Here is a 22153-nt window from a genome sequence, read left to right on the forward strand (position 1 = left end):
ATCCGCTCCGAGTCATGGACCCACAGGGATTCGAACCCTGGGCATCCTCCTTGCAAAGGAGGCACTCTACCACTGAGCTATGGGCCCACCCCTACCGAGCCGTCACGGCTCGGTAGGGAGCGAAATGTTAGCCTTGGTAGTTCAAAGGTGCCCGATCGGCCGAACGGATGGTCGATCGAACGTGGACTGCGTGGCGCGACGCGCCACGACTTGTGGGCTGGGGCGGCGCCCCAGTCCCGGTCTGTGGAGGTGATCCAGCCGCAGATTCCCCTACGGCTACCTTGTTACGACTTAAGCCCCCTTGCGGAGCCCAGATTCGACCGGCGTTGCGCCGGCCTCATCCGGACCCCACTCGGGTGCTTTGACGGGCGGTGTGTGCAAGGAGCAGGGACGTATTCACCGCGCCCTTCTGAGGCGCGATTACTACCGAATCCAGCTTCATGAGGGCGAGTTTCAGCCCTCAATCCGAACTACGACCGAGTTTCGGAGATTAGCGCCCCCTTTCGGGGTTGCATCCCACTGTCTCGGCCATTGTAGCCCGCGTGTCGCCCAGCACATTCGGGGCATACTGACCTACCGTTGCCCATTCCTTCCTCCAGTTTGGCACTGGCAGTCTCCCTAATGTACCCAACCACCGCAAGGGTGTTGCTGGCAATTAGGGACGTGGGTCTCGCTCGTTGCCTGACTTAACAGGACGCCTCACGGTACGAGCTGACGGCGGCCATGCACCTCCTCTCAGTGACTCCAGTAAGCTCATCACACTGACCTTCACAGTACACTGTCGATGCTGGTGAGATGTCCGGCGTTGAGTCCAATTAAACCGCAGGCTCCTCCGGTTGTAGTGCTCCCCCGCCAATTCCTTTAAGTTTCATCCTTGCGGACGTACTTCCCAGGCGGTCTGCTTCACGGCTTCCCTACGGCACAGCACAGGCTCGTAGCCTGTGCCACACCTAGCAGACATCGTTTACAGCTCGGACTACCCGGGTATCTAATCCGGTTCGTGACCCGAGCTTTCGTCCCTCACCGTCGGATCCGTCTTCCAGAGGCGCTTTCGCCACCGGTGGTCCGTCCAGGATTACGGGATTTCACTCCTACCCCGGACGTACCCCTCTGGTCTTCCGGTCCCAAGCCATCCAGTTTCCACCGGACGCCCGCGCGTTAAGCGCGCGGATTTCCCGATGGACTTGGCTGGCCAGCTACGGACGCTTTAGGCCCAATAATAGCGGTCATCACTCGTGCTGCCGGTATTACCGCGGCGGCTGGCACCGGTCTTGCCCAGCACTTATTCTGCGACCACCTTACGGTCGCGAAAAGCGAGGACTATATGCCCTCGCACTCGGAGTCCCCTTATCGCACTGGCGTGCAGTGTAAAGGTTTCGCGCCTGCTGCGCCCCGTAGGGCCCGGTATCTTGTCTCAGATACCGTCTCCGGGCTCTTGCTCTCACAACCCGTACCGATTATTGGCACGGTGGGCCGTTACCCCACCGTCTACCTAATCGGCCGCAGCCACATCCTATGGCGCCGGAGCGTTTCGAATTCCCGGCAGTTCCAGCCTGGGAATCCTATTCCGAATTAGCCTCAGTTTCCCGAGGTTGTTCGGATCCATAGGGTAGTTTGGCCACGTGTTACTGAGCTATCTGCTACGAGTCTAAACTCGTACAACTAGCATGGCTAAATCGGACTCCAATAGCAATGACCTCCGGCAGGATCAACCGGAATGCTATCTGATCTCCCCGTGTGGGGAGGGTCTGTTGGCGGTGAATGTTGGTACACACTCACACATGGGTCCACGTTCGGTGACCGTTGATCGCCGACCGATCGGGCGTCACCGAACTACCAAGGCTAACATCAGATCCCATCTGTACGGCGGACCGCAGGGGTGGAATCCTCATCTCCTTCGGACCTATTCGTAAGTCTTCGGGGGTACATAACCCCTTCGGACTGCGAGTGGTCCGAGATGACGGAACGAGTTGAACGTCCCGTCGATCACATCTTCTTTGCAATCACATCCGAAGCCCCGTACACATATAAGGGCGTCGGATCGCTGCCGCGCCGAAAGCCGCATCCGGCGAGGCGTTTGCGATCCGAACTGAACGCCCGGTCACGGATAAGGGCAACGGATCACTGCAACCGGCGTGGCCGGCTGCGAGCACATCACGTTCGAAATGCCCTGATACGGATAAGGCCATCGGATCGAACCGACGGGCCGTGTACGGGAGTGGATGCAGTGCCTGCCTCCGTGCCGGAACGCGGCCGGAGGGGACGCGGCGAGTTGCGCCACGTCGTTCGCATTAGTGTGGAAGCCCGGGTTCGTATATAAGGCCGTCGAAGCGGACGACCATCGGAACCCGCTACCATGGCACGGTTTTTCACCGGCCGTTACGGCAGCTCCACTCGTACCTGTGGCGGTGTACGAGCCAGTGGAGAACGGAGCATCAGCCGACGGTGCCGACGGGTATATCACGCGGGCGGAGGTCGACCGGTCATCCCGTCCTCGCAGACGCGGTCTGGCCGAATGAGACCCGCGTGGGTCGTACTCGAGCGCGCACGCGCAAGAAGGTGTCGCGACGCGAGCGACGGCCGACGGGTGTGTCAGGCCCTCGAGGACGAACGCATCGATGCCGATAAACCACGTGCGTCGTAACGAGTACACGAATGGTCCGGGACCCGATCACTTCGGAGTCGACGCCGTCTGCAGAGGAGATCTGCTCTGCGCTCGACGATCCCGACTGCCGTGAGATCATCCGCAATCTCGACGAACCCATGACGGCTTCGGAGTTGACGAATCGGTGTGAGATCCCCCAATCGACGCTGTATCGCAAGCTCGAGTTGTTGACCGACTCGACGCTGCTCGAGGAGTCGACGGAAATTCGCCAAGACGGACACCACGCGAGCAAGTACGCGGTCGCGTTCGACGAGATCACGCTGACGCTGGACGAGGATCGATCGCTGGCGGTCCAGATCGAACGACCGGCCCGGACGGCGGACGAACGGCTGGCCGAGCTGTGGTCGGAGGTGCGAAAGGAGACATGATACCGTACGATACGAACGCCACCGAGGTAGCACTCGCGCTGGCGGTCGTCAAAACGCTCGTGCTCGTGGTCGGCAGCGTTATCACGTACTTCGCGTTCAAGGCGTACCGTCGGACGCGACAGCGTGCGCTGGGGTATCTCGCCGGCGGCTTCGGACTCGTGACGCTCGGACTCGTGCTCGCGGGGATGCTCTACGAACTCCTCGGGGTCCAGCTCGCGATGGGGATCTTGCTCGAAAGTCTGCTCGTACTGGCCGGGTTCCTCGTGATCGCCTACTCGTTGTACGTTCAGTGAGCGCCGAGGGCGGGATCAGCCCTCGTAGCCGGCGTCGACCATGACTTCTGCGAACTCGTCGGACCCCATCGCCTCTTCGTAGACGATCGCGGTCGCCATCCCGCCGGGGTAGCGGCCGTCGGTGGTGACGTGATCGACCTTGTGACAGTGGACCGGGTAGATGCCGGGATCGCCGTCGGCCGTGAACTCGAGGGTGAGTCGCTCGGCGGGGGCGATGGGGACGACGTCCTGTTCGTAGCGGGCCGCCTCGGGAATCGAACTGCCCTCCTCTTCGACGACCGTGAACCGGTGGCCGTGGGTGTGGAACGCGTGGGTCTCGTACCCCGCGTTGACGACGTGGACCCGAACCGTCTCGCCCTGGGAGAGCACGAGCGGCGACCCGAGTTCGGGGTGGAACGTCGACGGAGCGCTCCGGCCGTTGACGGTGTAGAAGTTCGGCCGTCGGTCCCCGGCGTCGTACTCGGCGTCGCCGCCCGCTTCCATCTCGTGGAGTCGGCCGTCCCACTCCCGGAGCGTCAGGAAGTACTCGCGGTCGGGAGCCTCGTACCCCTCGGGATCGACGCGGATGACGCCGTACATCCCCATGTCGAGGTGGTTGTGGGTCTGCACGTGGCAGTGATAGAAGTGCGTCCCGGGGACGTCTCCCTCGAAGACGTACGTCTTCTGCTCGCCCGGGTTGACTTTCGTCCGGGTGGTGACGGGTGCGCCGTCGTCTTTCCAGGACTTGCCGACCGCGTGGACGTGGACGGTGTGCGGGCGTTCGTGAGTATTGTCGAACGTGAGTTCGAACGATTCGCCTTCCTGCATGCGGTAGATCGGGCCCGGCGCGCTCGGCGGGAGGTCGTCGGCCTGCCACGCCCACACTTCGGGGAGTTCCACCGGCCCGCCCTTCGCCTCGTCGGTGACGAGCTGGTGGCGAGCGGAGACGGTCCGAAGCGTCGACGTGTGGTCCCGCTCGGCGAGGTCGACGATCTGGGGCGGTGCGGTGTACTCGTAGTCGGTCAGCGGACCCGCGTCCTCGTTCTCGGTCCCGTTCTCGGGTTCGTCACCGCTTCCGTCGTCGGGACTCGAGAGGGTGGACGTACAGCCGGCGAGCGCACCGAGCGCGCCCGCACCGGCCATCGAGAGGAGCGTTCGGCGGTGGAGCGCAGGGGACGTGGTGGACGGTGTGGTCATATTTGAGTAGAGGATCCCCCTACTAAAGGAGTAATACGGTAATTCCCGTCGATCGGGAAATAGCAGGCCGCTACGGCCCGTTAACACGGGCCACAGAAGACCGACGCTGGCTCGAGAAACGGGAAGAGAACCGTGAACCGATCGTCGCAGACGGACAGAGCGCCGTCGCGCGTCGAGCGGCCGCCCGCCTACCGGTTCAGCGTGTGAATCGCGTGGCCGAGCGCGTTCTCGGCGGCCTCCATCACCGACTCCGAGAGGGTCGGATGGGCGTGAACCGTCGCGGCGACGTCCTCGAGGGTCGCACCCAGTTCGATCGCGAGGCCGAGTTCCGCGATCAGTTCGGAGGCCTCGGGGCCGACGATGGAGGCGCCGAGGACGTACCCCTCGGATTCCTCGGCGACGACCTTGACGAAGCCGTCCGAGTCTCCGGTGGTCAGCGCGCGGCCGCTCGCTCGGAACGGGAACTGCCCGACGACGGTTTCGAAGCCGGCCTCCTGGGCCTCGGACTCGGTCATCCCGACCGTCGCGATCTCGGGATCGGTGAAGACGACCGCCGGCATCGCCTGGTAGTCGATCGCCGCGGGTTCGCCGGCGATGACCTCGGCGGCGACCTGTCCCTCCGTGCTTCCCTTGTGGGCGAGCATCGGTTCGCCCGCAACGTCGCCGACGGCGAAGATGTGATCGACGTTCGTGCGTGCGCGCGAATCGGTCCGAATGAAGCCGCGGTCGTCCGTCTCGACGCCGGCCGCCTCGAGGTCGAGCGTGTCCGAGACGGGTTCGCGGCCGACGGCGACGAGCACCGTCTCGACGTCGATGTTGAGGCGCTCGTCCTCCTCTTCGATCGTTTCGGCTTCGGCACTTCCCCCATCTGCAGCGGCAGTGTCGACAGGCTCGGCGACGACGCGGATGCCGTCTCCGGGTTCGTACCACTCCGAGGCGGTGTAGCCGAAGTGGAACTCGATCCCGAGTTCCTCCGCTCGTTTTTTGACCGGCCGTGTGAGGTCGTCGTCGTACCCCGGCAAGGCCGAGTCGAGCATCTCGACGACCGTGACGTCGGTCCCCAGTTTGGCGTAGACGCTCGCCAGTTCCATGCCGATGTAGCCCGCGCCGACGACCGCGAGCGAGTCGGGGACGGAGTCGAGCGCGAGCGCCTGTCGCGAGTTCAACACGGGATCGTCGTCGAACGAGAAGTCGGGGATCGAGATGGGCCGCGAGCCGGTGGCGACGATGGCGTGTTCGAACTCCAGCGTCTCCGATCCCTGTCCCTCGCCGCTGTGAGAGACCCGGGCCGTGTGCTCGTCCGTGAAGGTGGCCCGCCCCTCGAGCAGGTTGACCCCGTTGGCCTTGCAGAGCTTTTCGACCCCGCCGGTGAGCTGGTCGACGACGCCGTCCTTCCAGTCGACCATCCCGGCGAGATCGATCGCGGGGTCGGCGTGGATCCCCATCTCCTCGGCGGTGGCGGCCTCGTGGGCGACGTCGGTCGCCGTGATCAGCGCCTTCGAGGGAATACAGCCGTGATTCAGACAGGTGCCTCCGTAGGCCTCCTTTTCGACGAGCGTGACGTCCAGATCGAGCTGTCCGGCCCGGATCGCGGCGGTGTAGCCGGCGGGGCCGGCGCCGACGACCAGGACGTCCGTTCCAGTGGTGACATCTCCGACGACCATAGGCCCCCTTGCACCCCGAAGACGGTGTAACTGTTGCAAACCATTTCTCTGTCGACACGATCGGGGCGGATCGTCATCAGTCGACTGACGGACCGTGACTAGCCGAAACGCACGAATCGCTCGCTCGGGTGGTAGATAGAACTATTCGGCTCGCTCTCTCACAAAGGGATATGGGCGGTATCGAACTGCAGGACGACGAACTAATCGTCGAGCGACCGCCGAACGCGCTCGACGAACTGGCAATCGAGTTCTCGTCTCTGCTATCGGACTGCGACGTCGACCACGTGTTCATCGCGGGCTATATCGCAATTCTAACCGGGCGAGCCAGAGCAACCGACGATATCGACGTCCTCATCGAGCGACTCTCGGCGGAAGAGATCGACGCGCTCGTCGAGAAACTACGAGCGAGCGACTACTGGGGCCCCGCGATGCCACTCGATTCGATGTACGAAAACCTCTCGGAGGGAACGAACATCTGGATCGCACCGGACGAGCAAATGACGCCACATCTCGAGGTGAAATTTCCGACCGACGAGTTCGATCGCGCGTCACTCGCGAACGCCATCGACGCGCAGATCGGCGGCGCAACCGTTCCGATCGGACCGCTCGAACTCCAGATCGCGTATAAACTCTATCTCGGTAGCCAGAAGGACCTCGAGGACGCTGCACACCTGTACGCGCTGTTCGGGGAAACGCTTAGGCGAGACGCACTCGAAAAGTGGGTGAACGAACTGGACGTCACAGACCGGTATGAGCAACTCAGAGAAATTTGACGCGCTGGACGAGAAACACGAGCGGAATCGGCGACAGCGCCTCGCTGCTATCAAACGCTGGGCGGACTACATCGCCGACAATCCGGCCGACGTGTGGGGGCCACAACAGAACGCCGTCGTGAACGCACAACTCGAGAGCGCGAGCGCGGCCGATCTCGGTGTCGAACACGAACGGCGAGTCCGGGAGTTCGCCGAATCGGTCGACGCCGACCGTCCGGACGACGACGGCGACTCGTAACTGCCGAGGCGATCACTCGAGCAATAGTAGGTGTGGGTTCTCGAGGTATTCGATCACCGTATTGACGAAGCCGGCGGCCACCGCGCCGTCGATCAGCCGGTGGTCGAACGACGCCGAGATGGTCATGACCGAGCGCGGTTCGATCGATTCCGCGCCGTTTTCGTCGGTGACGACGCGCGGTTTGCGGTTGATCTCGCCGATCGCGAGGATCCCCGCCTCGGGGTAGTTGATGATCGGCGTGGCGTACTCGCCGCCGATGCCGCCGATGTTGGTGATGGTGAACGTCGACCCCTGCAGTTCGTCGGGGCTGATCGTGCGCTCGCGGGCCTTCTGGACGAGTTCGTTCATCTCGGAGGCCAACTGGAGCAGCCCCTTCTCGTCGGCGTTCTCGAGAACCGGCACCATCAGGCCGACGTCGGTCGCCGTGGCGATCCCCATGTTGTAGTAGTCGCGGTAGACGATCTCGTCGTTCGCCTCGTCGATGACCGCGTTCATCTCCGGATACTCCTTGAGCCCCGCGATCACGGCCTTCATGATGAAGGGCATGTAGGTCAACCGGATGCCCCGGTCCTCGGCGCGCGGTTTGAGTTCCTCGCGGGCCTCGACGAGGTCGGTGACGTCGGCGTCGTCGTGGTGGGAGACGTGGGGCGCGCTGAACTTCGACTCGACCATCGCCTCGGCGATCCGCTTGCGGACTCCTTTGAACGGTTCGCGGCGCTCGCGCTCGCCGGGGGCGAAGTCGGTCCCCTTCGTCCCGACTGGTTCGCCAGCCTCGACGGCCTCCCGGTCGGCCTCTTGCGCTTTCTTCTGGGCCTCTGCGTACTCGCGGACCGCCTCGGGCGTCACGAACGCCTCGCCGTCGCGCTCCTCGTCGGTAGGCACGGCGTCGAGATCGATCCCCTCCTCCTCGGCAATCCGCCGGGTCGCGGGTGCGGCGAGGGTCTTCTCGCGGTCAGCCGAGTCAACCTGAGCCTGTGTCGGACTGCCGGTTCCGGACCGCTGTTGCGAACTACCGCCGGCCGACTGCTGCCCGCTCGAGGCCGCCGTTTCGACCTCCGCCCCGCCGGCGTCGGCTTCGGTCTCGGTGTCGCTCGAGTCGCCGGTCGCAGTGGCGGATTCGGCGTCTCCCGCCGACGCCGCGGACGCCTGTGCCTGTGCGCCGGCGGAATCGCCACCCGCCGCGGCCCGCACGTCGGCGGCCGTGATTCGGCCGCCGGGACCGCTGCCCGGGATGCTCGAGAGGTCGATCCCCTCCTCGCGGGCCAGCTTTCGAACGCGCGGGGGTGCGAAAACGCGATCCTGCGGCGTCGCGGTTTCCTCGTTTTCGGCGCCGATCGCTTCGGGGCTGCCGGCCGGTTCGCCGGCGTCGGCATCACCCTCGGCCGCAGGTTCGGCCGACGTCGCCTCCTCGGGCGCGTCGACGCCTGCCGGCTCGCTCGCTCGCTCCTGTTCCTCGTCGGTCGTTTGCTCCGACTCTTCTCCCTCTACGTCGAAGGAAATAATGACCGTCCCGACAGGGACGACCTCGCCCTCCTCGACGTGTAACTCGCGGACCGTACCGTCGACCGGCGCGGGAACCTCCACGAGGGCTTTGTCGGTCTCGACCTCCGCGACGGGCTGGTCCTCGGAGACCGGGTCGCCCTCCGCGACCAGCCACGACACCAGTTCGCCCTCCGCGACTCCTTCGCCGACGTCCGGTAGTTCGAATTCTCTGACCATGTTAGAACTCCACCGCGTTGCGAACGCCGTCCTCGATGCGCGCCGGCTCGGGCAGGTAGTAGTCCTCGAGCGCGTACAGCGGGAACGGCGTGTCGAATCCCGTGATGCGTTCCACCGGCGCCTCCTGATACAGCAGTGCTTCCTCCTGCAGGGTCGACGCGATCTCGGCGCCCAGTCCGCCCGTCTTGGGGGCCTCGTGGACGACCGCGGCCCGCCCGGTCTTTTTAAATGACTCGACGATCGTCTCCTCGTCTAACGGCGACAGCGTCCGCAGGTCGACCACCTCGGCGTCGATCCCCTCCTCGGCGAGATTCTCGGCGGCCTCGAGCGTCGGCCGGGTCATCGCACCCCACGTGTAGACCGAGATGTCGCTGCCTTCGCGGCGGACCGCCGCCTCGCCGAGGGGGACCTCGTACGACTCCGTGGGGACGTCCTCGCGGAACGCCCGGTAGATGAGTTTCGGCTCGAGGAAGATCACGGGATCCGGCGAGCGGATCGCGCTCGCGAGGAGCCCCTTCGCGTCGTAGGGCGTCGACGGGATGACGACCTTGAGCCCCGGCTGGTGGACGAACATCGCTTCCGACGACTCGGAGTGGTGCTCGGGCGCCCGGATGCCGCCGCCGTAGGGCGCGCGGATGACCATCGGGCAGGTGAATCGTCCGCGCGAGCGCGTCCGCAGGCGCGCGGCGTGCGAGACGATCTGGTCGAACGCGGGGTAGATGAAGCCGAGGAACTGGATTTCGGGGACCGGGCGCATCCCGTAGGCGGCCATCCCGATCGCCGTGCCGACGATGCCCGATTCGGCCAGCGGGGTGTCGATCACCCGGTTCTCGCCGAACTCGTCGTACAGCCCTTCCGTCGCGCGGAAGACGCCGCCGTTCTTCCCGACGTCCTCGCCCATGACGACGACGTCGTCGTCGCGTTGCATCTCGGTGTACAGACCGTCCCGGACCGCCTGTACCAGCGTGAGGTTCTCCGTCTCCGATACGTCCGATGCCGATTGAGTTCCGGTCTCTGCTGCCATGGTATCACTCCAGGAGCGCGTCGTCGCCGTGTCGGTCGCGAATCGATTCGAAGTACTCGAGTTGCCGTTCCAGGCGCCGGGGCATCCCCTCGTAGACGTGCGCGAAGATCTCCTCGGGATCCGGGCGTTCGATCGACTCCGCGGCGTCGACGGCGTCGGCGACGTCCTCCCGCACGCGGGACTCGATCGCGTCGACGCGCTCGTCGTCGAGGATGCCCTCGCGGCGGAGGTACGCCTCGAGTCGCGGGATGGGGTCCTTCGCCTTCCAGCGTTCGACCTCCTCGTCGTCCCGGTAGACGGTGGGGTCGTCGGCGGTGGTGTGGGCGCCGAACCGGTACTGGACCGCCTCGATGAGCGTGGGCCGCGTCGCGCGGCCGGGCGAATCGTCCGCGACCGCCTCCGGCTGCTTGGCCTTCTCGACGGCTTCCTTCGTGACCTTGTAGACGGCCAGCGGATCCATCCCGTCGACCTGCACGCCCTCGAAGCCGTAGGCCTCGGCCTTCTGGGCCAGCGTGGCGCTGGCCGTCTGGCGCTCTCGAGGCACCGAGATGGCCCACTGGTTGTTGTTACAGAAGAAGACGTTCGGCGTGTCGAAGACGCCGGCGAAGTTCAGCCCCTCGTGGAAGTCTCCTTCCGACGTCGCGCCGTCGCCGAAGTAACACATGAAGGCCTTCTCCTCGCCCTTGAGTTTCGAGGCCCACGCGGCACCGGTCGCGTGGGGGATCTGGGTCGCGATTGGCACCGCGACGGAGAACATGTTGACGTCCTCCGGAATGTAGTTGCCCTGCTCGTGACCCATCCAGTAGAGCAGCGTTCGCTCGAGGCTCATCCCGCGAACGAGGCCGACGCCGTGCTCGCGGTAGCTGGGGAAGACCCAGTCCTCCTCGGCGAGCGCGTGGGCGCTGCCGATCTGAGACCCTTCCTGGCCCGACAGCGGCGGATAGGTGCCCATTCGCCCCTGTCGCTGGAGGCTCACCGCCCGCTCGTCGAAGTGGCGAACCAGCCGCATCTGCTCGTACATCTCGACGAGCGACTCGTCGCTCAGGTCGGGGACCGTGGCGCCCTCGAGGACCCGACCGTCCTCGTCGAGCACCTGCACTCGTTCCCGGGGGTCGCGCTGTATCGTACTCACGGAGAGACCCACCTGTACATACCCGTACGAACTATCGCTCGGGATAAAGGAGTTTCCCAAAATATTTTACTATACTCGAGATTCTTGCCTGCCCGATTCAGAATTTTCGGCCGTCATCCGCCACGTTTGGACTATATTCTACTGATACCGACATTTCAGCCCGTTCGCCCAATTGTGATCGAAAGGAAGGCGGGAGACTGGACGAAAAGCCAGTTCAAAAGTGGGAGACATGGCACCAATTAGCAAGGATTTACGTCCGCTCGCGGGTCAGGATTCGGTTCGCTGCGGACTCGAGTCGCGCGCCCGTTCCCGCGCCTCCGCGACGGTCTTGCCCTCGCGCAACACGGCGTCGACGAACAGTTCGCCGGCCTTGTACGACGAGCGCACCATCGGCCCGCTGGCGCAGTAGAGGAAGCCCAACTCCTCCTCGGCGACCCGACGCCACGTCTCGTACTTGTCCGGGTGGTCGTAGCGGCGCACCTCGAGGTGATCCATCGAGGGACGGAGATACTGTCCGAGCGTAACGACGTCGACGCCGCGCTCGCGGCAGTCGGCCAGCGTCTGATAGACCTCGTGGTCGTACTCCCCGTGGCCGAGCATGATCGACGTTTTCGTGTAGATGTCGGACTCGCGATCGACCTGCTCGAGCACCGAGAGGCTCTGTTCGTAGCCGGCCCGCCGATCTCGGACGGGAAACTGCAGGCGCTCGACGGTCTCGACGTTGTGGGCGATCACGTCCGGGTCGGCGTCGATGATCTTCCGCACGAGCCGCTCTTCGCCCTGAAAGTCGGGAATCAGGACCTCGACGAGGATGCCCGGATGGCGCTCTTTGATCTCGCGGATCGTCTCCGCGAAGTGGCCCGCACCCTGATCGGGCAGGTCGTCCCGGTCGACGCTCGTCAGGACCACGTAGTCCAGCCCGATCTCGGCGATCGCGTCGGCGACGTTCGCGGGTTCGTCGGGATCGAGCGGCTCCATCCCGCCGGTCTCGACGTCACAGAAGTTACAGGCTCGAGAGCAGCGGTCCCCCATCAGCATGAACGTGGCCGTCCCACCCTCGCTCTCTCCCGTCCCGGCGCCCCCGGACCAGCATTCACCCAAATTGGGACAGTTGGCCTCCTCGCAGACGGTGTGCAGGTTCCGCTCGCGCAGCGTCTCCCGAATGCCGGCGAACTCCCGGCCCGACGGCGGACGGCTCTTCAGCCAGTCGGGCTTGCGTGCGCTGCTCATACACGTCCTCTAGCGGCGACCCGTGAAAAACTGTGGCACTCGAGCGGGTGCCGCGGGCCGCGGGGGCTGCCCGAGATCCGGAAACTGCCCGGTCGAGATCGCCCCTCGAGCGACGAGACGAGCGTCCGGGTCTCGAGTCCGCGTCCCGCAGCGGACCCATAGCTTTACGGGATCGAACGGAATACCGGCGAGCAATGGCGTTCAGCACGACGCCCGACTGGTTCCACATCAGCGACGACGAGGACATCGTCTGGGAGAGCCGTCCCCATCCGATCTCGATGGGGTCGCGGTTGCTGGTCGGCGTCGCGCTCGCGCTCGTTGGACTCGTCCTCGCCGGCTCGACGGGGACCGACGGCGTCGGCCTCCTGACTATCGTCGGCGTCGTCGTAGCGGTCGCCGGCACGGCCCTGGCGGGCGCCCGCTACCTCGTCTGGACGAACACGCGCTACGTGATCACGACCGACGAGCTCTACAAGAAGTACGGCGTCGTCTCGCGAGACGTCACCCAGTTTCGCCTCGACCGCGTCCAGAACATCAGTCTCAGCCAGAGCGTCGCCGGGCGCGTGCTCGGCTACGGCGACCTGACCGTCTACACCGCCGGCTCCGGCGAACCGGAACTCGTCTTCGAGCACGTCTCCGAACCCGAACGCGCCTCGAAGCTGTTGAGCGACCAGCTCGAGGAGACGACGGCCGAAAAGTCGGCGGTCTGACTGAGCAGGCGTCGGGCAGCGACGAGGAGCCGTTTCCTCGAGGTCGGGCCGGCGTTCGAACACCTCGTCGGGACGGTGCAACCAGCGTGCGGTAGCGCGCGCTGCCGGCGAGGCGCGACCAGTGCGAGATCAGGGGGTCTCGCAGATCTTTCGCGTGGTACCGCCGACGATGGGACTCGAGCGACGGTACGTGACTGCGACTCGGACGGCGACGCTCGAGCATCGTTGCCGATCACTGATCGAGAGAGTCGAACCACAAAACCCATAATATCAAACCGCTTCCGGAGTCGATACAATGAGTCGACAGCCGACGGTATCCGACGGAACGACACCGCGACGCTCGAGTATCGCCGCGAGCGCGGGACTGGGCGTCCTCGCGGCCGCGGTCGGCTACCTCCTGACGTACCTGCTGATCGGGAGCGACGTGCGGGAGGCCTTCGACGGCGACGTCGCCACGTGGAAGGGCGTCGCCTGGTACTTCTACAACGCGCATCTGGTCGATATCGAGGTGAGCGGATCGGTCGGCTCGTTCGGCGGTACGGACACGATGAACCTCATCGCGGAGTCGAGTGCGACGAACGCCGGCCTGCTGTACGTCGTCCCGCCGCTCGCGCTCCTCGCCGCGGGCGCGCTGCTGGCGCGCCGCCTGCACGCGGCCGATTTCGGCGAGGCCGTCGCGGTCGGCGCGCCGGTGGCGATCGGCTACGCGGTCGTGATGGGGATCGGCGCGGTCGTCGCCGAGACCGGCGCCGAGGGGTCGTTCTTCGGCATCGGCCTGAGCGGATCGATGGCCCCGGAACTGGCCCCCGCCGTCCTCCTCGGCGGTATCCTCTACCCGCTGGTGTTCGCCCCGACCGGGGCGGCGCTGGCACTCCTGTTCGCCGAGCGGTAGGTTCGGCGACTCGAAGGAAACGCCTTTGACCCGCCGCTTCCCGTTACCGTGTGATGGAGGTCGCCGAGGTTCTCCCCGAATTCGCCGACGCCTTCGCCTTCGAGGAGTTCAACCGGATGCAACGCGAGGCACTGCCAGCACTGCTCGAGTCCGAGGAAAACGTGGTCGCGAGCGCCCCGACGGCCTCGGGCAAGACCGCCCTCGCGGAACTGGCGATCTGCAAGGCGCTCGCCGACGGCGGCACCGCGCTCTTTATCGCGCCGCTGCGGGCCCTGACGAACGAGAAGGAAGACGACTGGGACCGCTTCGAGGACCTGGATTACTCGGTGTACGTCGTCACCGGCGAGCGGGACCTGAACCCGCGCCGCGCGCGACGCGCCGACATTCTCGTGATGACCCCCGAGAAACTCGACTCGGCGACGCGAAAACACGATTCTCGACGATACGACTTCGTCACCGACGTCGACGTCTGCGTCATCGACGAGGTCCACCTGCTGGACGCCGATCGGCGGGGCTCGGTCCTCGAGGTCACGATCTCCCGCCTCCGGCGGCTCTGTGATCCCCGCGTCATCGCCCTCTCGGCGACGATGCCCAACGTCGACGACGTGGCCGACTGGCTCGACGCGCCCGCGGAGACCACCTTCGAGTTCGGCGACGAGTACCGACCCGTCGATCTCAAATCGGGCGTCAAGACCTACACGCACGGCGACAACGCCTTCGCGGACAAGTACCGTCGACTCTACCGCGCGCTGGATCTCGCGGAACCCCACCTCCGGGAGGACGGGCAGGCGCTCGTCTTCGTCTCCTCCCGGCAGGACACCGTGCAGGCGGCCAAGAAGGCCCGAGACGAGATCGCCGAGCGCGATATCCCGATGGGCGCCCGCGGCGACTACGATTTTCATACGGAATCGAAGAAACTCGAGAACGACACCCTCCGTAACTCCGTACTGGACGGCGTCGCCTTCCACCACGCGGGGCTCTCGAAGAACGACCGCGACCTCGTCGAGGAGTGGTTCAAGGCGGGCCACGTCGAACTCCTCTTCTCGACGTCGACGCTGGCCTGGGGGGTCAACCTCCCCGCCCGCTGCGTCGTGATCCGGGATACGAAGATCCACGACCCCCTCGAGGGCGAGGTCGACATGAGTCCCCTCGACGTCCTCCAGATGCTCGGCCGCGCGGGCCGCCCGGGCTACGACGACGTCGGCTACGGCTGGGTCGTCTGCGACGGCGCGGACGCGGACAAGTACCGGAAACTGCTGCGCGACGGCAAGGAGATCGAGTCCCGCCTCGCGGAGACCTTGGAGACCCACCTCAACGCCGAGATCGCGATGGGGACCATCACCGATTTAGAGGAGGTGATGGACTGGCTCGAGACCACCTTCTACTACGTCCGCGGCCAGTCGAAGCCGGAGGAGTACGACTTCCCGAACCTGCGCCGGCGCGTCCGGGACTGCCTCGAGGACCTCGTCGAGCGCGGCTTCGTCGAGATGGGCGCGGAAGACCTCTCGATCGAGGCGACGCCGCGGGGCGTGCTCGCCTCGAAGTACTACCTGCGCCTCGAGACGGCCGCCCGGTTCGCCGCGCTCTGTGACCGCGCCGCGGACGGCGAGGACCTCGAGACCGACGACCTCCTCCGGACGGTCGCGACCGCCGAGGAGTTCGACTCGGTGTCGTCCCGCCAGTCCGAGCGGGACGCGATCGACGCCGTGCTGGTCGGCCAGGAGACGGATGACCTCGAGGCGGGCCAGCGGAAGGTGCTGGCGATCCTTCGGGGGGCCGCCGACGGCTCGACCCCCTCGGAGCTGGCCAGCGACGCCTGGGTGATCCGGCGCAACGCGACGCGACTGCTCTCGGCGCTGGGCGCGTTCCTCGACCGGTTCGTCGGCCCGCATGCGGCGAACCTCGCACAGCGAGTCGAGGCCCGGATCGAGAACGGCGTCGCCGAGGACGCGGTCGGGCTGACGGCCATCGACGGCGTCGGCCCCGGCCGGACGAGCAAACTCGCGAAAGGCGGGCTGTCGACCCCCGGCGACGTCGTCCGGGCCGGCGTTACGGGACTGGTCGACGCCGGCCTCTCGGAGGGCGTCGCCGAGCGCGTCTACGAGGGCGCCCAGTCGCTGCCCGCTATCGAGATCGACTGGGGCGACTTCCCCGAGTCGATCGCGACCGGCGAGAACGAAGTGTGCGAGGTGACGATCCGCAACGTCGGCGAACCCGCGCGGGCCGGCATTCGGGTGGCCGTCAACGGAGTCGAAATGACCAGCACGAACAGCTACCTGCGCGATACGGACACCGTTCCGGTCGGCGTCTTCGGCGCCGACGCAGACGTCCTTGAGTACACCGTCAGCGTCGCCTTCCCCGAGGAGCCGCTGGTGCCGATCGAAGCGAGTCGGACGGTCGATGTCGTCTGATCGATTTCACAACCGGCTGCAACACGACGCATCTCATGAATCGTGGCTAGTTGTCGATAGTATTATATGACCGTATTCGAGGTTCAGAATGGTTATATCGACGTGTTCGGGTTCTCCTCGAATACAGGTACTACCTATCGACCACCACTATCGGAGCAAATTTTCGCCGACGGCGACGTCGTCGTTTGCATCGCTTCCCGACACTCGAGAGACAACGATTCCCGACACGATCTCGAACGGCTTGAAAGAGGACGCTACAGGATCAGAGTGCGTGATATTGGAGATTCGACAAGACGACGAAGCGAGAGCCGATTCCCCTATCGATCGGCGTAGTCCATGGATCGACGCTGATCGCAGTTCGGACACCACTCAGAACCATCCAGCCGAGAAAACGTTCTCTCACCGCATTCGAGACATCGCCCGTCAGGATTCCGAACCATATCTAACTGATGCGGTGGCCCTATTATAGGATTTATGGTAATTCATCGGAAACTAGAGCCGATTCCCGAAGGGAGTACCAGTAGAAGTCAGGCTCGGGAGTGTCGCCAATCACTGACGGTGCGTCGGCAACGCTCCGCGGCGATCAGTCGGCTAACTCGAGCACCGTCTCTCGAAGCTCCGCGGGCGAGTCGACGACCTCGTCGGCCGACGAACGATCGATGTCGCCGTGGGCGGCGATCCGGTAGGCGACGACGACCGTCCCGGCGCGGGCCCCCGCCTCGATTCCGTTTTCGGAGTCCTCGACGACCACGCAGTCCTCGGCGGGAACCCCCACTTCGTCGGTCGCGTACTCGAAGACGTCCGGCGCCGGCTTGCTCGCCGCCTCGATGTCGTCGGCGCTGATCACGCGATCGAACTCGCCCTCGAGGTCGAAGCGCTCGAGGACCAGGTCGATCCACTCGTGGGGCGAGGAGGAGACGACCGCGGTGGTGATCCCGCGCTCGTCGAGTTCCGCGAGGAGGTCGGGGAGGCCGTCGAGCAACTCGACGCGCTCGGTGTAGATCTCCTCGGCGGCCTCGCCGAAGCGGTCCTCCCACTCCTCGCGGGAGATGGCGGTTCCGTACTCGGCCTCGAGGTAGTCGTAGATCTCGCGGAAGTTCATGCCGCTCGTCTCGGCGAGGTCCACGTCGTCGTCCGGAACCGCGTCGGGAAAGAGGTCCTCGCGCTCGAACTCGACCCAGTAGTCCTCGCTGTCCACGAGGACGCCGTCCATGTCGAACAGCACTGCGTTCATGTGGGCCGGCTACCCGGCCGTCACGGATAGCCGTTTGGCAAGGAGCAATCGGATTCGCGGTTCCAGCGACGACAGTGGAGTGACATCCGACAGCGTACTGGCCGCCTCACGTGCGGTGGCGCGCGCTGGCGTCGCACCCGAGCACTGCGAGGGGGCGTCGCCGACGATGCGCGAGGGATGAGCGAACGACCCCCGGGAGTGAGCGAATCGGCTGGGGAGGGCGTGGCGATCCCCTGTTGCCACGATAGCAGAACGCGTTCCGTACTCGGTCGAAACGAGAGACGCATCTCACAGACTCACTCGGGACGAGAGCGATACCGTCGACGGTTTCCAGATCGAACGAGATTACCCGAACACTTCGCCGCGTTCGTACTCCATCTCCTCGCTGACCGCGCTCGAGACGTCCTCGCCGAACTCCCGCTCGACCAGCCACAGGGCCAGATCGAGCCCCGCCGTCACGCCGCCCGACGTCAGCACGTCGCCGTCGTCGACGACCCGCTCGTCGACCACGTTCGCCGCGTGGGCCTCGAGGTCCTCCTCCGCGACCTGATGGGTGGCCGCCGGCCGACCCTCGAGCAGAGCCGCTTCGGCCAGCACCATCGCGCCGGTACAGACCGACGCAACCGTCGCGCCCTCGGTGTAACACTCGTCGACCCGGTCTGGTAACTCGCCGTCCTCGACGACCGCTCGGACGCCCTCGTTGGCGCTCGTCCAGCCGCCGCCGGGAACGAGCAGGATGTCGGGCTGGCCGAGCGTTCCCTGGGACTCCACGCGCAGGTCGTGGCTCGCGGTGACCATGTCCGTCTCCTCGAGCGTCACCAGAGTCGTCTCGAGGTCGGCGCCGGCCAGGGCAGCGTTCTCGAACACTTCGTACGGTCCGATCGCGTCCAGTTCGTCGAAGCCGTCGAACAGCACGATTTCGGCGGTGGTATCGGCCATGTTACGATCCTCGCCGTCGCGGGATAAACGCGTTGCGCCGAAACGGAACGGATCGAGGGACGCACCCCGCGAGCGACTCGCGCAGCCCCGATAGATGTTCTCTCGCGTGGTCTCGAGCAGCGCGTCGAACACCGCGCCGTTGGCGCCGCCGACGAACCACTCGCCGGCATCGTTCTCGGGTCCGTCACCGGCGCCGTCGCCGGCACCGGCGCCGTCGCCGTTCGATCGCAGCGCCCGCTTCAGCATCGCCACCTCGTCCTCGAGATGCTCGAGACGACGAGACGAAACAAACACCTGCGTCCGCGGTAAGTTCGAATCAACGGCACGTCCCGACGACTGCCGGCCGTGGGTTACCGACATGAAACGACGAGCGCTTATCGCGGGGACGGCGGTACTGGCGGCTGGTGCCGGCTGTCTCAACGACGACGAGCCGAACGACGACGATGACGCCGAGTCCGACCAGTCCGGACCGCCGTTCGAGGTCACCACCGTCGACGCGCCGGGCAGCGAGGCCGGGACCGTCAGCGTCCCGACCGACGGACAGGTGCAACTGATCAACTTCATTCGGACCACCTGTCCGACCAGCCGGGGGATGCTCTCGTACGTCGGCGAGGCTCGCGATCGGCTCGCGGACGCTCACGACGTCGGCCCCGACGAGGAGGTCCTCGTCATGACCGTCGTCAACGGGAGTGCGGGGCCACAGCCGTCGCCGAGCGAACTGACCGACTTCTGGATCGAACAGGACGGCCACTGGACCGTCGGCATCGACGAACCGGGCGCCCTGTTCGATCACTACGACGTCACCGGAACCCCCACGACGGTCGCCGTCGACGACACCGGCGAGGTTCACTGGCGCGACAGGGGCGGCACTACGGCGGGCAACATGGTCGAGGGCGTCGAACGGGCGCTCGAGGAATCCGACGATGACGCCGGCGAGTCGACGGCCGGAAACGAGTCTGCGTCGGCTTCGGGGAACGAGACCGAAGCCGTCGCCGCGGCAGCGAACGAGCGGTAACGCGACCGCTCCGCGAGACCGCTCACGTGCACACTATTTCGGGAATCAGTTCTGTACAAGTGGAAACTGACGGTGAGAGGGGCGACGGCGGTGGTTCCTCTCAGACACTCCGCCGTCGGCCCAGTTCGGTCTCCGTCGGCCCAGTTCGGTCTCCGTCGGCCCAGTTCGGTCTCCGTCGGCCCAGTTCGGTCTCCGTCGGCCCAGTTCGGTCTCCGTCGGCCCAGTTCGGTCTCCGTCGGCCCCGTCCGCGGCCAGTTCGTCTATGCGCTGTCGCGCGCGCCCGACACACCCGGCAGTTCCGCTGCACCACTGCTGTCGTGGTCGCAGCCCGGTTCGATCGGTCTCAAATGGCGACCAAACCGAAGAAAACGTCCGGTAAACGGCTTCAAATGCTCGAAAACCGCGTTGACGAGCGTCCCCCTTCAAGTCGATCCGGCGACCCAGAGGGAGATGCGAGCTATGAAACGAACAACGCTCATCGCAGCCGTCTTCGCAGTACTGATCGTCGCAACCGGGTTCGTCGCTGCAGCACCCGGCAACGCATCCGTGTCCCTGGATGCGGACGCAAACGCAAACGCGAACAGTACCGACGAACGACACTCGACCGACGAACGACACGCGAACGAACAGGCGGATCGAAGCGAGAACGAGTCCGCTGCCGGCGCCGCAGACGAGCGGAACGGACAGGGTCCGAACGGCGAGCTCCCCGCCCAGGTGCCCGAACACGTCTCCGCGATTCACGACGTGATCTCGTCGTTCCTGAACGGTGCCCTCGAGAACCCGCTCGGCGAGGCGATCAGCGAGGTCACCCCGGACGACGAGGACGCTGACGAGATCGAGGAAGACGAGGCCGACGACTCTGACAGCGACGAAGCCGACGAATCGGACGAAAACGAGAGCGACGACACCGATGAGGCAGACGAGGACGACGCTAACGACGCTGACAGCGACGATGCTGACGACGTCGATGACGACACCGACGGCGACGATACCGACGAATCGGACGAAGACGAGACTGAGCAGTCCGACGACGAGACCGAATCGGAGGACAGCGACGAATAAACAGGTGCGTTCCTGATCCACGGATCACCTCCCCGCTGACGCTTCACCGCACCCCCACACGCTCCTGCTGACCCTCCGCGACACCCCCACACGCTCCTGCTGACGCGCAATGGAACCCCTCCACTCACCCCCGTTGACGCCACTGTCGCTCCGAATCCGCGTTTCTCGAGTCGATCACCGGTCCGAGAGCGTGCCGCAAGCGGACGGTCCGCGTTAGTTCGACGGTTGACGCGAAACGCCACCTTTCGAGTACTTTAAGCGATGGCACAGGCATCGACCGGTATGAACGGTCGCGCCGGCGTTGCGCTCGTGGTCGTCGCGGTACTCCTCGTCGGAACGGGACCGGCCGTCGCCATCACCGGTGCTCCGGGTACCGAACGGCCACAGCCGAGCCCGCTGACGCTCCAGCAGGATCAAATAGACGCCGACGAAGTCCGGATGGACCTCGCGCTCCGGTCCAACGGGACCGCGGAGTGGACCCTCGAGTTCTGGATCCGGCTCGACGACGAGGAGAGCACGACGGCGTTCGAGTCGCTGCAGGCTGACATCCGGGACGAGCCGGAAAACCACACGCAGTCGTTCGCCGACCGGATGAACGAGACGGTCGCGACGGCGAGCGAGGCGACGGGCCGGGAGATGGCCGCCGACGGGTTCGACGCGAGTACCGAGCGCCAGTCGCTCGCGCGGGAGTACGGCGTCGTCAGGTACACGTTCCGCTGGCACGGGTTCGCGGCCGTCGATGGCGACGAACTCCGCGCCGGCGACGCCCTCGAGGGAATCTTCCTCGACGACGGAACGCGGCTGCTGATCGAGTGGCCGGAGGGGTACGAGCGAACGTCCGTCGCGCCCGATCCGGACGACGAACGCGACCGCGCGGTGATCTGGCGGGGCGGCGAGACCGACTTCGTCTCCGGCGAGCCCCGAGTCGTCGTTACCGCCGCCGAAAGCGGACTCAGCACGGCGATGTTCGCCGGAGCCGCAGTCGTCGCGATCGGCCTCGCCGCCGGCGCGTGGTGGTACCGAAACCGCGCGTCGACGGCGGAGCGAGCGGCCGACGGTGACGAGGACTCGGGGCGCGATTCCGGTACGGGTTCCGACCCCGATTCCGTCACGGATTCCGGCCCCGTCGCAGCGTCGACGACCGACGAATCGGCGGCGACGGGCGGTACCGATCGGCCGGATATGGAACTCCTCAGCAACGAGGAACAGGTCCTCCGACTCGTCAGGGACCGCGGCGGCCGGATGAAACAGCAGGCAGTCGTCGAGGAACTCGAGTGGACCGACGCGAAGACCAGCAAGGTGGTCAGCGGACTCCGCGAGGACGGAAAACTCGAGTCGTTCCGACTCGGCCGCGAGAACGTGCTCTCGCTCCCCGAGACGGACGAGACTGGCACGAACGAGACTGGCACGAACGAGGCCGGAACGGAGGCCGGAAGTGACGGTGTCGAATGACGGCTGGGACGACCGACCACGTCGAGTCGGGTACCAAGCGGGCGGCCGAACGGATCGGCCGAAATCGGTCGAAATCGACGGACGGCGGCGGATCGAAAACGGCGTTGAATGGCGTTAACCGTCGGAGAACCCAAGGCATCGTCTCACGAGTATATC

General features: G+C 65.6%; 18 protein-coding genes, 1 tRNA gene and 1 rRNA gene. 10 read left to right on the forward strand and 10 right to left on the reverse strand.

Translation table 11 applies throughout. The annotated features are described in order from the left end of the window. Positions 1-15: 15 nt before the first annotated feature. Both J0X25_RS24615 and J0X25_RS24620 read right to left on the reverse strand, forming a co-directional pair. A tRNA-Ala gene (locus J0X25_RS24615) sits at positions 16-87 on the reverse strand. A gap of 157 nt (positions 88-244) precedes the next feature. Continuing rightward, positions 245-1719, reverse strand: a 16S ribosomal RNA gene (locus J0X25_RS24620). 936 nt (positions 1720-2655) lie between these two features. Between J0X25_RS24620 and J0X25_RS24625 the strand changes: the two genes are divergently transcribed. Beyond that, on the forward strand, positions 2656-3033 hold the full coding sequence (locus J0X25_RS24625; protein WP_207290188.1) for a winged helix-turn-helix domain-containing protein: 378 nt from the start codon (positions 2656-2658) through the stop codon (positions 3031-3033). Then, positions 3030-3326, forward strand: coding sequence for a DUF7521 family protein (locus J0X25_RS24630; RefSeq protein WP_207290189.1), 297 nt, complete (start codon positions 3030-3032; stop codon positions 3324-3326). The genes J0X25_RS24625 and J0X25_RS24630 overlap by 4 nt, the downstream gene beginning before the upstream one ends. Before the next feature lie 15 nt (positions 3327-3341). Here J0X25_RS24630 and J0X25_RS24635 read toward each other — a convergent pair whose 3' ends face one another. Both J0X25_RS24635 and lpdA read right to left on the reverse strand, forming a co-directional pair. Then, entirely contained in the window at positions 3342-4448 is a 1107-nt protein-coding gene (locus J0X25_RS24635; RefSeq protein WP_207290858.1) for a multicopper oxidase domain-containing protein, read from the reverse strand. Between the two features lie 242 nt (positions 4449-4690). Beyond that, a complete protein-coding gene (gene lpdA, locus J0X25_RS24640; RefSeq protein ID WP_207290190.1) occupies positions 4691-6166 on the reverse strand; it encodes a dihydrolipoyl dehydrogenase in 1476 nt (491 codons plus the stop codon). A gap of 128 nt (positions 6167-6294) precedes the next feature. On the opposite strand from lpdA, the gene J0X25_RS24645 reads away from it, so the two are divergent. Both J0X25_RS24645 and J0X25_RS24650 read left to right on the forward strand, forming a co-directional pair. Beyond that, the gene (locus tag J0X25_RS24645) at positions 6295-6939 is read left to right on the forward strand and encodes a hypothetical protein (RefSeq protein WP_226776995.1); all 645 of its coding nucleotides are present in this window, start codon (positions 6295-6297) and stop codon (positions 6937-6939) included. Then, a complete protein-coding gene (locus J0X25_RS24650) occupies positions 6917-7177 on the forward strand; it encodes a DUF8150 family protein (protein WP_207290192.1) in 261 nt (86 codons plus the stop codon). The genes J0X25_RS24645 and J0X25_RS24650 overlap by 23 nt, the downstream gene beginning before the upstream one ends. A 12-nt stretch (positions 7178-7189) precedes the next feature. Here J0X25_RS24650 and J0X25_RS24655 read toward each other — a convergent pair whose 3' ends face one another. From J0X25_RS24655 to lipA, 4 genes are all read right to left on the reverse strand, one after another. Further along, the gene (locus tag J0X25_RS24655) at positions 7190-8896 is read right to left on the reverse strand and encodes a dihydrolipoamide acetyltransferase family protein (protein WP_207290193.1); all 1707 of its coding nucleotides are present in this window, start codon (positions 8894-8896) and stop codon (positions 7190-7192) included. A 1-nt stretch (position 8897) separates the two neighbouring features. Further along, the gene (locus J0X25_RS24660) at positions 8898-9920 is read right to left on the reverse strand and encodes an alpha-ketoacid dehydrogenase subunit beta (protein ID WP_207290194.1); all 1023 of its coding nucleotides are present in this window, start codon (positions 9918-9920) and stop codon (positions 8898-8900) included. A 4-nt stretch (positions 9921-9924) separates the two neighbouring features. Continuing rightward, positions 9925-11052, reverse strand: coding sequence for a pyruvate dehydrogenase (acetyl-transferring) E1 component subunit alpha (gene pdhA / locus J0X25_RS24665; RefSeq protein ID WP_207290195.1), 1128 nt, complete (start codon positions 11050-11052; stop codon positions 9925-9927). A 267-nt stretch (positions 11053-11319) separates the two neighbouring features. Beyond that, positions 11320-12282 carry a lipoyl synthase gene (lipA, locus tag J0X25_RS24670; protein WP_207290196.1) on the reverse strand — a complete coding sequence of 321 codons (963 nt, stop codon included), beginning with the start codon at positions 12280-12282 and terminating at the stop codon, positions 11320-11322. A 194-nt stretch (positions 12283-12476) separates the two neighbouring features. On the opposite strand from lipA, the gene J0X25_RS24675 reads away from it, so the two are divergent. From J0X25_RS24675 to J0X25_RS24685, 3 genes are all read left to right on the forward strand, one after another. Next, complete coding sequence (locus tag J0X25_RS24675) at positions 12477-12992, forward strand: PH domain-containing protein (RefSeq protein ID WP_207290197.1); 516 nt, start codon at positions 12477-12479, stop codon at positions 12990-12992. 295 nt (positions 12993-13287) lie between these two features. Next, positions 13288-13884: a DUF7978 family protein gene (locus tag J0X25_RS24680; RefSeq protein ID WP_207290198.1), complete on the forward strand. Its 597-nt coding sequence runs from the start codon at positions 13288-13290 to the stop codon at positions 13882-13884. Positions 13885-13937: 53 nt separating this feature from the next. Beyond that, positions 13938-16295: a DEAD/DEAH box helicase gene (locus tag J0X25_RS24685; RefSeq protein WP_207290199.1), complete on the forward strand. Its 2358-nt coding sequence runs from the start codon at positions 13938-13940 to the stop codon at positions 16293-16295. 583 nt (positions 16296-16878) lie between these two features. Here the strand turns inward: J0X25_RS24685 and J0X25_RS24690 are convergent. Continuing rightward, positions 16879-17529, reverse strand: coding sequence for an HAD family hydrolase (locus J0X25_RS24690; RefSeq protein WP_207290200.1), 651 nt, complete (start codon positions 17527-17529; stop codon positions 16879-16881). A gap of 345 nt (positions 17530-17874) precedes the next feature. Continuing rightward, complete coding sequence (locus tag J0X25_RS24695) at positions 17875-18468, reverse strand: DJ-1/PfpI family protein (RefSeq protein ID WP_207290859.1); 594 nt, start codon at positions 18466-18468, stop codon at positions 17875-17877. Between the two features lie 358 nt (positions 18469-18826). Here J0X25_RS24695 and J0X25_RS24700 point away from each other — a divergent pair, with 358 nt between their 5' ends. The 3 genes from J0X25_RS24700 to J0X25_RS24710 all read left to right on the forward strand — a co-directional run bounded on the left by J0X25_RS24700 (position 18827) and on the right by J0X25_RS24710 (position 21997). Beyond that, positions 18827-19483, forward strand: coding sequence for a TlpA family protein disulfide reductase (locus J0X25_RS24700; protein WP_207290201.1), 657 nt, complete (start codon positions 18827-18829; stop codon positions 19481-19483). 459 nt (positions 19484-19942) lie between these two features. After that, positions 19943-20545: a hypothetical protein gene (locus J0X25_RS24705; RefSeq protein WP_207290202.1), complete on the forward strand. Its 603-nt coding sequence runs from the start codon at positions 19943-19945 to the stop codon at positions 20543-20545. Between the two features lie 282 nt (positions 20546-20827). After that, positions 20828-21997: a DUF7345 domain-containing protein gene (locus tag J0X25_RS24710; protein WP_207290203.1), complete on the forward strand. Its 1170-nt coding sequence runs from the start codon at positions 20828-20830 to the stop codon at positions 21995-21997. Positions 21998-22153 lie beyond the last annotated feature (156 nt).

Source organism: Haloterrigena alkaliphila, assembly GCF_017352155.2.
Lineage (GTDB): Archaea > Halobacteriota > Halobacteria > Halobacteriales > Natrialbaceae > Haloterrigena > Haloterrigena alkaliphila.